The sequence below is a fragment of the Pontibacter saemangeumensis genome (assembly GCF_039541895.1).
Taxonomy (GTDB): domain Bacteria; phylum Bacteroidota; class Bacteroidia; order Cytophagales; family Hymenobacteraceae; genus Pontibacter; species Pontibacter saemangeumensis.
This window is the reverse complement of record NZ_BAABHC010000002.1, coordinates 98350-112729: the sequence shown is the minus strand read 5'-3', so window position 1 is coordinate 112729 and position 14380 is coordinate 98350. Positions and strand designations below refer to the sequence as shown.

Below are 14380 nucleotides of genomic sequence, written 5' to 3'. Positions count from 1 at the left end.
AAATCAACCTGAAGAGTGCTATCGGAAGAAGCCTGATTGGTGTTTGTCCTTTCATGTCCGTCTAAAATTTTGTACTTTTACAGTCTCAAAGATTTCAGAACATCTTTTTTTAACATTCAAACTAATTATAAATAACAGTAAAAATGCATATTGATAACGTAGCAATCCTGGGCGCAGGTAATCTGGGAAACGCCATTGCAGAAGGACTTTTAAGCAATGGTAAGTATGAGCCGGAAAACATTTACGTAACCAGGAGGAACACGAAATCATTGCAGCGCTTGAAAGACAAAGGCCTGCATGTTACCAACGATAACAGCTTTGCCTTAAAAAACTGCCGTTTTATTCTGCTCTGTGTGCAGCCCGCCCACCTGGAGCATGTCCTCAAGGAGATTACACCCATCCTCGACCCTGAGCAGCATGTTTTGCTGAGTGTGATAGCCGGCGTGACCATCGACGATATCAGCCAAATAACCGGGGATTTCCCGATCGTGCGTTGCATGCCGAACACTGCCATTGCCGTGCAGGAATCCATGACGAGCCTTGCCTTTAACACCAGAGCGGCAGGAGTGGAAGAGGAAGTCAAGGAGATCTTTAACTGCCTCGGCGAAACCCTGGTGATAGAGGAGGAATTGATGGCAGGCGCTACGGTGCTGTGCTCCAGCGGAATAGCGTTCAATATGCGCTTTATCAGGGCCGTGACCCAGGGAGGTATCCAACTTGGCCTGGACGCGGAGGATGCCCAGAAGATTGCCGTGCAGGTTAGCAAAGGGGCCTCTACCCTCCTGACTATCAACAGGTCGCATCCCGAACAGGAAATTGACAAAGTAACCACACCCGAGGGATGCACCATCACGGGGCTGAACGAGATGGAGCACCAGGGCCTAAGCTCTGCCGTGATTAAAGGCCTGGTTGGTTCCCATCAGCGGATTCTTGCCCTGAAAGAGCAGCGTGACAGGGACAACAGCAAAATCTCGATCAGCGCTTTGCAGGAGCTTCTGCAGTAATATAGCTTCGGAGGGGTTTACCTAAAGCCCTATATCCACCGTTCCTTCCTTTTACTATTTCATATATAAGCATAGCAGTTGCCGGCATAATTTTGCCGGCAACTGCTATGCCATGAAGCGCATGGGCGTCTTCAAAACTGCATCATGCGCCTCCCCATATTTTGGCAGTAACAGTTTGTTCGCTGCCCGCTATCTTTTTATATCGATACAACATTTATAACATGAATTACCAGCCACAGCGAGTTGTCGTGAAAGTAGGCTCCAACGTCTTAACCAAAGACGACGGTTCTCCGGACAGGGAGCGTATGGCGAAACTCGTAAAACAACTTGTCTTTTTGAAAGAGCAGGGCCTGCAGGTGGTGCTTGTCTCCTCCGGGGCAGTAGCCTTCGCCCGGAATACCATCAACTTCGATGACAAAACTGAGTCCGTTGTCCGGAAACAGATCCTGGCCTCCGTGGGGCAGATCGATATTATCTACGCATACAAGGACCTTTTTCATGCGGAAGGGCACCGGGTGGCCCAGATTGTGGTCACGCCACAGGATTTTCTTTCGCGCAGGCACTTCCTGAACATCAAAGGCTGCCTGTCGGGGTTGCTCAACCACGGCATCATCCCGATCATAAATGAGAACGACGCGGTGGCAGTGACAGAGCTGATGTTCACCGACAACGACGAGCTTGCCAGCATGACGGCGGCCATGATAGACGCCGACACCCTGCTTCTGCTCACCAACGTGGATGGCATCTATAACGGCCACCCTGATGACCCGGCGGCAAAGGTGATTGAGCGGGTAAGGCGAAAAAGCACCGGCATGGGCCGCTATATCACTTCCTCCAAATCCTCGTTGGGGCGTGGAGGGATGCAAAGCAAGTTGAAAATGGCCAAGAAGGCCGCCTACCTCGGCATCCATGTGTTCATCGCCAACGGCAACCGCGACAATGTGCTGCATGATTTTTATAACAAGACCCTGTCAGCCACCTATTTTGAGCCCGAGTCGTCGAAACCCAATCCTAAGAAATGGGTGGCGCACAGCGACAACTTTGCAAAAGGCGAAGTGGTGGTGAACGAGGGGGCCAGAGAAGCCCTGCACGCAGGTGAGGCAAACAGCCTGCTACCCATTGGCATGGTTTCCGTGTCCGGTGATTTCTCGAAAGGGGACATCATCCGGATCATAGATGAGAAAGGGGAAGAGATTGGCTTGGGCAAGGCGGAGTACGGGTCAAAAAAAGCAGTCGGCAAAGTCGGCATGAGCAAGCAGAAGCCCATGGTGCACTACAATTATTTATATCTGTTTGAATATCACAGCATCTAAGCATATGGATTTAGAGAACATTTTTATAAAGGTAAAGCAGGCGAGCAGGAAACTGAGCTTGTTGCCGGAGGAGAAGGTAGTGACCGTACTCGAAGAACTGGCTGCAAGTGCCCTGCAAGCGACTGGCACCATTCTGGCGGCCAACGAAAAGGACCTTGCCCGGATGCCAGCCGATGACCCGAAGTTCGACAGGCTGAAGCTGACGGAGGAACGGATCGCCGCTATCGCCGGTGATCTGCGCAATGTGGCCAGTCTGCCGTCCCCGCTTGGCAACGTGCTGTCGGAGCGTACGCTGGAAAATGGGCTGGAGTTGAAGAAAGTCACGGTGCCGCTGGGGGTAATCGGAATCATATATGAGGCGCGCCCGAATGTAACCTTCGATGTATTCAGCCTGTGCCTGCGTTCCGGCAACGCCCTGCTCCTGAAGGGAGGCAGCGACGCCCAGGAATCCAATACCGCGATTGTGCGCCTGATCCATGAGGTGCTGGAGCGGAATGGCGTTGACAAAAATGTGGTGCAGTTGCTCCCGCCGGACCGGGAGGCTACCAGCCAACTGCTGCAGGCCGTGAAATATGTCGATATCATCATACCGCGGGGCAGCCAGGGCTTGATCAACTATGTGCGCGAGCATTCGAAAGTGCCCGTGATCGAGACAGGGGCGGGTATCGTGCATACCTACTTCGACGAGTTCGCAGACCTGGAGAAGGGGAAGGAGATTGTAGTGAACGCCAAGACACGCCGCGTAAGCGTCTGCAATGCGCTGGATTGCCTGTTGATCCACCAGAATCGCCTCTCTGATCTGATCATTATTGCGGAAGGGCTTGCAGCAAAAGAGGTAGCGCTCTATGCAGATGCTGCTGCTTACCAGGTACTCAAAGGCCATTACCCGCCGGATTTACTCTATATGGCGACGGCAGCACACTTCGGGACTGAGTTCCTTTCTCTGAAAATGTCGGTGAAAACAGTGACAGGCCTGGAGGAAGCGATAGATCATATCAATACGCACTCGTCTCAGCACAGCGAGGCGATCATATCGGAGAGTGAGCAGCATGTAGAACAGTTTATGCGCGCGGTGGATGCAGCGGCCGTTTATGCCAACACGTCTACCGCCTTCACGGATGGCGCCCAATTCGGGTTAGGCGCCGAGATCGGCATCAGCACGCAGAAGCTTCATGCGCGGGGCCCCATGGCACTTAACGAGATTACCAGTTATAAATGGCTGGTTAAAAGCAACGGGCTTGTGAGGGCCTGACAGTTTTAGACAGTGCGTAAGCCGGGGAAGAGCACTTGTTTTACTATATGGTTCAGCCGCTTTGTAAAGGCATATATAAAGTAAGTGGATGAAATTCACCTTGGCCTATTGCCATTGTTCCTAAAAAGACATGGCTATATTTAGCTGGCAAGCCTAAAGGTTCAGTTAAACTCTGAAAGGGCTTAAAGCAGGCGCAGAAATAAGAAAGGGACACCGGAAGTGTCCCTTTCTTATTATTGTATCAGAGGCTGGTCTATATAACCGCTGCTGGCGGTTCGCCCGGCTCTCTTATATCGTGAAGTCAATCCATTTTTTATCTGACTCACTGGAGGCAACGGCGCTGTCGACAAAGGCCATGCCACGTATGCCTTCCTCCACAGAGGGAAACTCGATTGCCGTATTCTCCTGGCTGTCGCCGTTTATTCTGGCAGCAAGCGTCAAGGCAAAATTTCTGTAGATGTTCCCGAACGCCTCCAGGTATCCTTCCGGGTGCCCACCTGGGGTACGGGAGTTGTGCCTCGCGATCGGGCTCAGATAAGGCGAACCTGCACGGAGCATCTCCGTCGGCTTGTCGAGCCACTTCAGCAGCAGGGTGTTCGGCTCCTGCTGATGCCACTCCAGGCCACCATTTTCACCGTCTATTTTCAGAATGAGGTTGTTTTCCTCTCCGGCTGCCACTTGCGAGGCCATCAGCACGCCCCTAGCGCCATTGTCGAACTTTAGCAGCACCGCACCGTCATCGTGTGACTGCCTTCCTTCCACAATGATATCCAGGTCAGCACAAAGTTGCGTCACCTGCAGGCCCGTGGCATATTCAGCCAGGTTAAAGGCATGCGTGCCTATATCGCCCATCACGCCGCTCTTGCCACCCTTTTTCGGGTCGGTTCTCCAGGCAGCACCCGGGTTTCCTTCTCTTTCCGACTGCTTGCTCAGCCAGCCCTGCCGGTACTCCACTGATACCTTCCTGACTTTTCCGATAACGCCGTTCTGGATCATTTCCTTTGCCTGCTTCACCATGGGGTAACCGGTGTAGGTGTGGGTAAGGCACAGCACCAACCCTTCCTCGCTTAGTTTCTCCTTCAGCTGTTTCGCCTCGTCAAGGGTTAAGGTGATAGGCTTCTCTATGACTACATGAAATCCTTTGTCCAGCGCCATCATCGCCGGAGCAAAGTGAGCGAAGTTGGGCGTAACGATGGTGACGAAATCCATGCGCTTGTCTTCCGGCAGTTGGCTTTCCTTCTCCAGCATTTCCTCATAGGTGGTGTAGATCCTGTCTTCAGGCAGAAACAAAGAGCGCCCACTGTCCACTGCGATGTCTTTGTTGATGCTCAGGGCGCCGCAAACAAGCTCTACCATCCCATCCATGTTGGCGGCAATACGGTGAATAGCTCCGATAAAGGCATCTTTTCCCCCACCTATCATGCCCATCCGTAATTTTCGATTCATAGTCGTTGTTATTAAGATATGTTAAAGAATTTTGTGAAAAATGTAATCAGCATGCGTTGCTAATTCGATTTCAATATACATAAACCATTCGAAAAGGCATTAAAATCAACTCAAATTAGCCTAACAATCGTGCTGCTCCGCATTTAGGCGACCGTACGCTTTTCATGCAGCGCAATGCTGAAAATACTTGTTATATACGGAGGGCAGGCATGGGGTTCCGAATCAGATAAAGAGTTCATTAGAGGAGGACCGGGAAAACAGCTTAAGGCAAAGGCAGGCAAGTGCACCTGAGCAACTGATGGTACAGCAGGTATCTGTTAGTTATAATCATTTATCAAATTGAAGAGCGCGATGTCCGGTAGGAGAGGCGTTAATACAAATTCATATAGGAAAGACTGAGAAGCCAGCGCGGGATAAAGGTTTATTTACGCTGCGGCACCGTCCAGAGGTATATGGTGGAGCCACCTACCTGCACGGTCTGTTCCGGCTTCCAGTCGTCCATATCGAAAGCATGCGAAACAATACGCGTTCCGGGCTTTAGCTGCAGCAGTTTCGGGCGGAGTTTTAGATTAACGCTCGGTAATAAATAAAGCGTGACGACCGTAGCCTCACTCAGATCCACATCAAACAAATTGCCTTCCACGAACCTTACCTTATCGGTCACATTGAATTTTCTCGCATTCGCATTTGCTTCCGCAATACGCTCCGGGTCTATATCCACGCCAGTGCCCTTTGTGCCGTACTTTTTGGCAGCAGTAACCACGATGCGTCCATCACCGCACCCCAGGTCATATAAGACATCGTCTTCAGTGACATTACCTAGTTCGAGCATGGCATCCACCACCTCCTGGTTGGTGGGCACATAGGGCACATCCAGGTTCTGGGCCAAGGCATCCTGATACTGCAAAAACGCGATTGCGCAGATAGCCATGATCAGCGCGTATAGTGAATTTTTGAATGCTTTCATGCTTTTGGAGTTAAAATTAAAACACTAATTCACAGACGTATAAGTAATCGAATTTCTTTAAATCAAAACTTTTTCTGAGCAGGGTATATATAATGCGGCTTCTTTGCCGCATGCTTCTTCTTCACTTGTTTATAAACTTTCTTAGTTACGGACAAGCCTGATCTTCAGTTGTCTGATTACGCTTCAGATAAGATCCTGTGACGCATCAACCATATCCCATACTCATATAGCAAGTGGTATTGGAGGAAATGATCAGGAATCCATCTATATACTAAAAGGGTATCAACCACTGTTATAGGGGGCAGATTTTCGAAGCAGCATTTTATCTACGCTTGGCAGGACCAGGAGAAGGAGCACGCCAATCAGAAGTACGGCTACTCCCACCAGGGCCCCTAAGCCGGTATATACTAAACTGGAATAAAAGAGGTAGCCGCTCGTAAGGCAGAACAGGAGGGGGGTAACCGGGTAAAACGGCACGGGGAAAGGGCGTTCCAGCAGCGGGTTTTTCCTGCGTAATACAAAAAGAGCAAGGCCCACTAAAAACAGAAAAAACCAGAATACCGGGGCGGTATACTCTACAATCGTCTCAAAACCATTCCGGGTAAACAGGCCGAAGCTAATAAGGGCCAGGGAGATGGCGCCCTGCAGCAGGAAGGCGTTGACTGGGGAGGACGTCCTGAAGTTCCACTTGCCAAGGGGCCTGAAAATCATAAAATCCCGCCCGAGGGCGTAGTTGGTGCGGGCGCCAGTGAAAATAGTGGCATTGGCAGAGGTAAGTGCCGCAACCGAAACGATCAGTCCTATCAGCACAACGCCTCCCTCCCCAAATACTTGCCGCATCAGGTCACCAGCCACGGCATCGGACCCAGCCATGCCTTTTAATCCGAGTACATTCAGATAGGCCACATTGATGAGCGCATAGGTGACCGTGATAATCAGGATGCTTAAGAGGAGCACCTTTGCCATGCCCCGGCGCCCGGACTTCAGCTCAGCGGAGATATAGGCGGCTTCATTCCAGCCCCCGAACGTCAGCAGCACAAACACCATGGCCAAACCCAAAGAATGCCCTTCCCCGGATGCGGGGGCTGTAGCAGGAACTGCTGGCTCTGCCGGGGCGAAGAAAATGCCCGCGACCAGAATGATCAGGATACCCAGCACTTCCAGCGCCACCAGTAATTTCTGTGTGGCTGTACCCACGCTCACCCCAAGTATATTGACGCCTGTCAAGGCCACGACCACCAAGGCTGCATATATGGCCGAAGTGAATTCGCCAATGCTGAATATTTGTGCCAGGTAATCCCCTATGATGAAAGAGAGCAGGGCAATGGATCCTGTCTGGATGACGCTCATCCGTGCCCAGGCAAACAAAAAAGAAAGGCGCCTGCCAAAAGCACGACGCAGGAAATAGTAGTCGCCGCCGGTGTGTGGGTAGGTGGTGGTGAGTTCGGCATAGCAAAGCGCGCCTATCAGGGAAACGGCTCCGCCCAAGATCCATGTGAGCATAAAGGATGTACTGCTTCCGGTGTTGGCAGCTACCAGCGATGGCGTGCGGAAGATGCCCGCCCCTACCACAATGCCGACAATTACTGCTATCGCATCCGTTATATTGAGAGAGGGTTTCGGGTTATCGCTTTTGCCGGCTTCAGCTTTTTTTTCGAATGTATCTTCCTGATCTCCAGTGCCTGTCAACGTGGGTTTATCATACATCGGAATGACTCGAAGTTGAACTTTACATACGACGGAGATAATCTATTAGTTGAATGCCAAGGTGTGTACTGTTTACTTATATATAGGTAGCACCGTAGCCCATAGCTATATGGCTGAGGTTTGCTCATGAAGGAAGGTAAATGCGGAACTTCCTAAAGACTAAATAGCATAAGGAGATTTATTAGGAATCGGGTTTGTTCAAGCCAAGGTTTTCACGGGTATGTTTTTAGGGGCTTCCATGAGGCTGGCAATGAATGCTGCCAGGCTTTTCTGGGATTTCACCGTGCCCTTCTCCAATTCTCCTTTCCTGGTTATATCACAATCGGCTTCATCTGCATGTGTAAACCAGGTCGGTCTAAGGATAGTGTAGTCAAGGGCCGAGGCTTCTATCACATCTGCCGCTTTCCGAAAAGGCTTTAAAACGCGTTTTAGAGAAATAACATAATGCCTGCAAGCCTTTCACCTATATACTGTCACTGCTATACTGTCACTGCTTAAGAGGGTATTAATGAGCAACGAGTGTAAACCATGTAAATCCTACATGTATGTAATTCCATGAAACCTATCATCAGCATCATCACTTTTCTTCCGTCTTTTCGAACATCAGGAAATGCTGTATTGGCAGAAAATCCTCTCGCCTGAACAGCTTGAACCCATTCGCCTCCAGTTCCTTCGTCACCTGCTCCACAGTCATTTTATGCAACTCCCGGATCGATAAGTTTGGGTCCTCGGCCCGGTACTCCAGTAGCAGCAGTTTACCGTCCGGCTTTAAGGCCCTGTATATTGCCTGCAGCATTTCCTGGGGATATTCCAGTTCATGATATACATCAACCATAAAAGCGAGGTCAAGTGAGGCATCAGGCACATTTATATTTTTTTCACCGCCTTTTACTACTTCCACATTACGCAGTCCAAGTTCCTGTCTGCGCTTTTTCAGTTCAGATACAAATGCATCCTGCAACTCTACAGCGTATATTTTACCTTTGGGGACTTTCTCTGCTATCTTAAAAGTATAAAAGCCGGTACCTGCGCCAATATCTGCGACTACGCTTTGGGGGTTTAGCAGCATGTTATCAATGGCGCGTAGCGAGTTTTCTTCTTCCAGCCTCGTGCTCCTGTCAAGCCAGCTACCCCCGCCCGTTCCGATTACCCGGGCTATTTCGCGGCCCATATATACTTTGCCAGTACCACCCGAACCCGGTGTTTTAGTAGTATAGACAGCTGCTGCTTTCTGATCTACCTGCGCCTTACAGGAATTTCCGGCAATCAGGAATAAAACCAGTAGTAGCCAAAAAAGTCGTTTCATACTTTGAAAGGAGAATGTTTTCATATAAACAGGAAATTTGCATAAATCCGTATTCCGTTTTGTTACGTCATAATTCTGTCCTTTGGCTCATTTTTGGTGCAACCATTTTATTTAGTGCAACCATATAATAATGACTTCCCTCCGCGGTACAATTTCTAAACACTTTAACAAGTATCAAAGGCGAACAGATTTAGCAATTTCATTTATATCTCCTATTAGGTATGTTTTATATAATATAGTTGATTGGCTCCTTGTTGTACCGAACCTGATGCACTAATCGTAACAGCGGGATATCATGAAAGGTAGGCTGAAAACCCTGTTTGAGCTGCATAGTATATGTTCCTTATAAATAGGCTTATGAATGCATAGGCTTTATATATAAAAAAATATCGATAGATGCGATTAGTTACAATTAAGGCTCCTTCCGGACAAGGCAAGAGCGTAGCTGACATAGCGTTTGCGGCCGGAGCTTCGCGTGTGTCCATACGGCAGGCACGACAGTATACCTCAGACCACACTGAAACGGATCTGGATGTGGTGGAGATAGACTTCAACACCTAAAGCCAAGCGGCTCATAGAGAGCCTCATGGTTGCGCCATTATACGATCCCGATACTTTTACTTTCACAGTACGGCATCCGGAGTCCTTGTTCGGAGATGAACCGCCGGAGGGTGAAACATTTCCGATAGTGAGGCCTACTCCTGACGTGTACGAAGAGCTTTGGCAGTTTACCCAGGTTACAAAAAGCCTTGTTGGCAGAGTTTTCCTCTCGGCTGTGTTACTGGCTTATGGAATGGTGGAGGATATGCTTCCGCTCATCATCGCTGGACTCCTGTTCCTGCCTTACCATCACCACATGCTCACAGTAGGTTTGGGGGCAATGCTTCGTGAGTGGCGCTTTCTCTGGCAGGGGCTTCTTGCGCTGTTGGTTACAACAGTCCTGATTGTGGCTGCAGGTGCCTGCGTGGCGCTCTTCGAAAAGCCCCCCATCGGCTTTCAAGAGTTTGGCACACCATTAACAGGTTTTGTGCTCGCCTCTGTCATTGGTATTGCTGCAGCCTTAGGCGCTATGGACGACGCAGGGCGAAGGGAACTGATCGGTTTGGCGGCCACTGCTCATATCTCAGTCTATCCCGCCTGGTTCGGGCTCAAACTTGTCTTTGGGTTCGGTGAAGGAGATAAGTGGACTGAGCATTTACTAACCTTTGGGATTAATTTCGCCTCTTTAACATTGGCTGCGTGCATCACCTTTGTTATGTTAGGTATGAAAGGAGACGGTATCCGCCGCTTCGTCAAGAGGAGAACGGGTGTGGAATAGCAGATGCAAGTTTATTCTAAATACTTGCATCAAATAATGTTGAGGTAGAGCAGGAGGTTGGTAAATATAATAGTGTCCCTGATTATCAATCTATATATTGGCAGGGGCAGTAACTGCGCTTAAGCTATTTTAAAAGTAATTCTGTGCTAAAACGGTCGGAGGAAATATACTCTCGATCTTGATGCTAATGGATTAGACAGCTTATATTCTGGATGTAAGAGTGCAGCAGTAGCTTCTTACTTTTCAGTAACAACGAACAGTCTTAATCATAAGTTAGCGAAAAATGGACACGTAGGCGATTTTTGAAGCAATTCATCAGGAATAAACCTAATGCCTCACATCGTCTACATGCGTCCTAATCCCTAAGCTTAGTAAGGTAGCTTCTTTCTCATTGTCCCATTCAGCTTTCAGAGCTGTCAAAATATTCGGGAATACATCGCTGTTTTTTTGATAACCAAAAAGCATTTTTTTGATTGAGCCACAGCTATATACCCGGAGCAGTTAGAGGTAATGATCAAGAGCACATGTACTGCGCACCAGCCCAAAGAACGAAATAAGATGACATTTAGGTGTGACTTATCATCCGCTGGGTTCAATACGTCACAACAAACCTTTAGTGTCAGACTATTATGGTTTTAAGGTTTATTCTCCAATTGTTTTACATCAGCAGGGATCAAATAGACCTCTCTATGCGAGACTTCATAGGGAGCCTTATAAAAGAGGCAAACTATAATGAGTGAAAATTTTGATCTGCAAACACATAAAAACACTACCTCAACAATAATAAGAACGTAAATAATTAAACTATTACTTGTATTTATTCAAAATAACATGAAAGGCTATGTCAGCAGAAGAAAATGGCACTCTCGTGCGTCGCTTTATCGATGAAATATTCAACCAAGGTAAGTTAGAGGTAGCAGAAGAAATACTTGCCCGTGATTACGTACACCACGATCCGACAACCAGCGAATTTGGCTCAGGCATTGAAGGCTTTAAGCAAATGGTGAGTCTCTACCGCCAGGCCTTTGATCTGCAGATTGTACTGGAGGATCAAATAGTCTCCGGGGACAAGGTGGTGGACCGATGGACAGGGCATGGTACCCATAAGGGAGCCTTCATGGGTATGGCCCCCACTGGGAAGAGTATTTCATCTACGGGAATAAGTATCCATCGCATCGCCAGCGGAAAGATTGCCGAAACTTGGAATAATTATGATGCGCTGGGGATATTTCAGCAATTAGGAATTGTTCCCGGGCAGAAGCAATAAAGAATAGCTATACTTACTTTGCCTACCTGCGTTAACAGAAAGGGGCTTCAGAATCTCTTCCAGGTCGTGATACCGTGAAAAAGCGGCTGCGATCAGGACCCCATGGAGGCACTGTCGGAGGCGTTGTCGGTCTGGCTCATGCTCTGGCGTAGCCGATGCTGGTCCAGCTGCCTGCTGAACACCCTTCCGGCTTACTGCCAGCCCCGGTCCAAGTGCACGATCATCCTTTGCTTACATATCTGGTCGCCAGATACTGCTGCTTACGCACATCCAGCCCACAGCCCACTATTCTTCTGGAGTAGAGGCCCATTCACACAGCCATGAGAGGAAACCGCCGCTGGCCAGCGGTATATAGATGATGTCCCATCTCCCCTTAAACATGGATGACGCTAGTAGAAAAGGAGGTGGGGCTGATCAGGTAAGGGTGGGGCTGTTGATGGTGCGGGGCGTATAGGGTGCGCCTTGATCTCTGCCTCCTCCGCCCTTTTGTCCACAACCTCATTCGTCTGAGGACGCATCAACCTGTGGAACGTCTGCTCCTGCGCCTCCGGCAGCCGATTTGCCTGCGGACTCGCTGCGGCTTTTCCACTTGTAGATCAGCATCCCCCTGGTATCCAGGGAGCAGGCCTCCTCGCTGGGCCGTTAAACACCATCTGCAGCACCTCCTCTTTCAAGACCGCGTCATACTTGCGACGATTAACAGCAACTTGTTTTTCTTGCATCTTCATTTGCTAAGTTGAGCACATCGATTGTTCTTACTTAATGAAGCATCTCAACTACGTATGCATCTCAGATCTCTGAAACTTTGCGGAATTAAAAGCCCACTATAAATCCAGCCATTCCTTGAATTCAGATGCTTTGCTGCTACTAATAATAACTTCTTTCTCTGAAGCAGGGTGCATCAGAAGTGAGAGTCTTCCTTTGAAGTAAGGACGTACTTCCTGTACCGCACCGATGTGTACAATAAGCTGTCTGTTTGCCCGAAAAAAAGCAGCCCCATCCAGTTGTTCCTCCAGCTGGTCCAGTGTATAGTTGATGATGAAGCGTTTTCCTTGCTGTGTCACCAGGAATACAACGCCCTCTTCCGCCCAAAAGTAAGCTACTTGCTCCACGGGTACAGCTTTGATGGCCTGGCCGTGCTTTACGAGGAACCTGGTTTTGGAGTGCTGCTGCTGTGTTTGCTGTGCCTGTAAAAGCTGTTGCAGATTGACCATACCCTGTGTCAGGTGCTGCTGCTGGAGGCTTTCAAACTTTTTCAGCGCCTGGGCCACATCCTCTGCTTTAATTGGCTTCAAAAGGTAGTCGACACTATTCACCTTAAAGGCCTCAATGGCATACTGATTATAAGCTGTTGTGAAAATGACGGGGCAGTTTACCTCCACCTGCCTGAAAATCTCAAAGCTGTTTCCGTCGGAGAGGTGGATATCGCAGAAGATTAGGTCTGGTGCCTGGTGCAGGCTAAGCCACTGCACAGCCTCTTCCACGGAGCCTGGCTTGGCCAAAATTTCTGACAGCGGCCGCAGCCTTTTTACGATATAGGCCAGGGCATCGGCAGCCAACTGTTCATCCTCAACTATAACTACTTTCATATTGTGCTACATCAAGTAAGGGTAGTGCCACGGTAAAAGAATCTTCGCTTTGATTAACCTCTACAGGCTTATCGCTAAGGTACTTGTACCTGCTGCTGATATTCTGTAGCCCGACTTTGGTCGATGCTACCTCATCGAGTCGGGGCTGTAGATTGTTCTGTACCACCAGTTTCTCACCAGCAGCATATATACGGATGTGCAGTGGCTTTTTGGAGGTAGAGCCATTGTGTTTAATGGCATTTTCTAGCAGCATCTGCAGGGATGTAGGCGGCAACTGCAAGTGCAGGTACTCAGAGGGCACATCTACTCTGAACTGCACATTATCGCCGAAACGGGTTTTCATGAGGTAAATGTAGGAGTTAGCCAGATTTAGCTCCTGCTCAAGCGGCACCAGCTGTTTATCGCCACTGTCGAGCAGGGCGCGGTATACCTCAGCCAGTTGACTCAGGAAGGTGGCGGCTTTGTCCTGGTCTACATAGATAAGGTAGTTGAGCACGTTCAGGCTATTAAAAAGGAAGTGTGGCTTTACCTGGTTCTTCAGCGACTCCAACTGCGCCCTGAAGTTCTCCTTCTGTAGCTGCTCGGCCCGCAGATGCTCTGCCTGAAGCTGCTTAAAATTGCGTTGGCGCTCTACAAAATAGTAGAAGAAAAGCGAAGCCACACTGCTGATCACATAAGCCAACCTTATCCGCTCCGGCAACAAGATCAACTTGTGACTGGAAAGGGAGAAGAAGAAGGTGTACGGTATAAAGTATAGCAGATAGCATGTGGCTATGCTGCTTATTACCACCGTCATTCCTTCCAAAGGAGCCTTCCAACTGCCCGGAAGGCTGTTGATTGGCTCCGAGGTGAAGACTTTAGAAATAAAGCTGTGCGACCAGAGCAAGGCCAGCAGAAAGAAAAAAGCAAAAATGAGTTCTACCAGTATACCCTTGTTAAAGTTCCAGATAGTACCTGTATGTATAAACACCACGGCATAGTATAACAGCACGGTTGTTAGTGCTGCGATCGTGGTCTTCCTTAGGTAGGATTTGTACTGGTAGCGCATCTGTTTTATCGGGTAATTGCCGAACCCTGCTACTGTGTTGGCGGGTGTCACGGCAATGCAATTACTCGAAATAAAAGTCATTTATACATAAGAAACAAACAGTTGACTTGACGGTGCGAATGGTCTGGCTGCTCTGTAACACCCATTTCATTCCCTTAAACGG

General features: G+C 49.0%; 13 protein-coding genes. 6 read left to right on the top strand and 7 right to left on the bottom strand.

The window, feature by feature from the left end:
• Positions 1-143 precede the first annotated feature (143 nt).
• The 3 genes from proC to ABD920_RS02090 all read left to right on the top strand — a co-directional run bounded on the left by proC (position 144) and on the right by ABD920_RS02090 (position 3569).
• Positions 144-1004, top strand: a complete 861-nt coding sequence (proC, locus tag ABD920_RS02100) for a pyrroline-5-carboxylate reductase (protein ID WP_345156489.1) — start codon at positions 144-146, stop codon at positions 1002-1004.
• A 221-nt stretch (positions 1005-1225) separates the two neighbouring features.
• Complete coding sequence (gene proB, locus ABD920_RS02095) at positions 1226-2317, top strand: glutamate 5-kinase (RefSeq protein ID WP_345156488.1); 1092 nt, start codon at positions 1226-1228, stop codon at positions 2315-2317.
• Positions 2318-2321: 4 nt separating this feature from the next.
• Positions 2322-3569 carry a glutamate-5-semialdehyde dehydrogenase gene (locus ABD920_RS02090; protein WP_345156487.1) on the top strand — a complete coding sequence of 416 codons (1248 nt, stop codon included), beginning with the start codon at positions 2322-2324 and terminating at the stop codon, positions 3567-3569.
• Between the two features lie 288 nt (positions 3570-3857).
• Here ABD920_RS02090 and ABD920_RS02085 read toward each other — a convergent pair whose 3' ends face one another.
• The 5 genes from ABD920_RS02085 to ABD920_RS02070 form a co-directional block, all read right to left on the bottom strand.
• Positions 3858-5015, bottom strand: coding sequence for a Gfo/Idh/MocA family protein (locus ABD920_RS02085; RefSeq protein WP_345156486.1), 1158 nt, complete (start codon positions 5013-5015; stop codon positions 3858-3860).
• Between the two features lie 421 nt (positions 5016-5436).
• Positions 5437-5982 carry an SAM-dependent methyltransferase gene (locus ABD920_RS02080; protein WP_345156485.1) on the bottom strand — a complete coding sequence of 182 codons (546 nt, stop codon included), beginning with the start codon at positions 5980-5982 and terminating at the stop codon, positions 5437-5439.
• A 282-nt stretch (positions 5983-6264) separates the two neighbouring features.
• Positions 6265-7689 (bottom strand): APC family permease, encoded by a 1425-nt coding sequence (locus tag ABD920_RS02075; RefSeq protein ID WP_345156484.1) that lies wholly within the window; start codon positions 7687-7689, stop codon positions 6265-6267.
• Positions 7690-7887: 198 nt separating this feature from the next.
• Positions 7888-8127: an NAD(P)H-binding protein gene (locus ABD920_RS24915; protein ID WP_425568546.1), complete on the bottom strand. Its 240-nt coding sequence runs from the start codon at positions 8125-8127 to the stop codon at positions 7888-7890.
• 139 nt (positions 8128-8266) lie between these two features.
• The gene (locus tag ABD920_RS02070) at positions 8267-8995 is read right to left on the bottom strand and encodes a class I SAM-dependent methyltransferase (protein WP_345156483.1); all 729 of its coding nucleotides are present in this window, start codon (positions 8993-8995) and stop codon (positions 8267-8269) included.
• Between the two features lie 396 nt (positions 8996-9391).
• On the opposite strand from ABD920_RS02070, the gene ABD920_RS02065 reads away from it, so the two are divergent.
• From ABD920_RS02065 to ABD920_RS02055, 3 genes are all read left to right on the top strand, one after another.
• Positions 9392-9556: a hypothetical protein gene (locus ABD920_RS02065; protein ID WP_345156482.1), complete on the top strand. Its 165-nt coding sequence runs from the start codon at positions 9392-9394 to the stop codon at positions 9554-9556.
• 145 nt (positions 9557-9701) lie between these two features.
• A complete protein-coding gene (locus ABD920_RS02060; RefSeq protein ID WP_345156481.1) occupies positions 9702-10313 on the top strand; it encodes a DUF389 domain-containing protein in 612 nt (203 codons plus the stop codon).
• An 841-nt stretch (positions 10314-11154) separates the two neighbouring features.
• Positions 11155-11580 carry an ester cyclase gene (locus ABD920_RS02055; RefSeq protein WP_345156480.1) on the top strand — a complete coding sequence of 142 codons (426 nt, stop codon included), beginning with the start codon at positions 11155-11157 and terminating at the stop codon, positions 11578-11580.
• A gap of 824 nt (positions 11581-12404) precedes the next feature.
• Here the strand turns inward: ABD920_RS02055 and ABD920_RS02050 are convergent.
• Both ABD920_RS02050 and ABD920_RS02045 read right to left on the bottom strand, forming a co-directional pair.
• Positions 12405-13169, bottom strand: coding sequence for a LytR/AlgR family response regulator transcription factor (locus ABD920_RS02050; RefSeq protein WP_345156479.1), 765 nt, complete (start codon positions 13167-13169; stop codon positions 12405-12407).
• Positions 13150-14298 carry a sensor histidine kinase gene (locus ABD920_RS02045; RefSeq protein ID WP_345156478.1) on the bottom strand — a complete coding sequence of 383 codons (1149 nt, stop codon included), beginning with the start codon at positions 14296-14298 and terminating at the stop codon, positions 13150-13152. Before ABD920_RS02045 ends, ABD920_RS02050 begins: the two co-directional genes overlap by 20 nt.
• Positions 14299-14380: the final 82 nt, after the last annotated feature.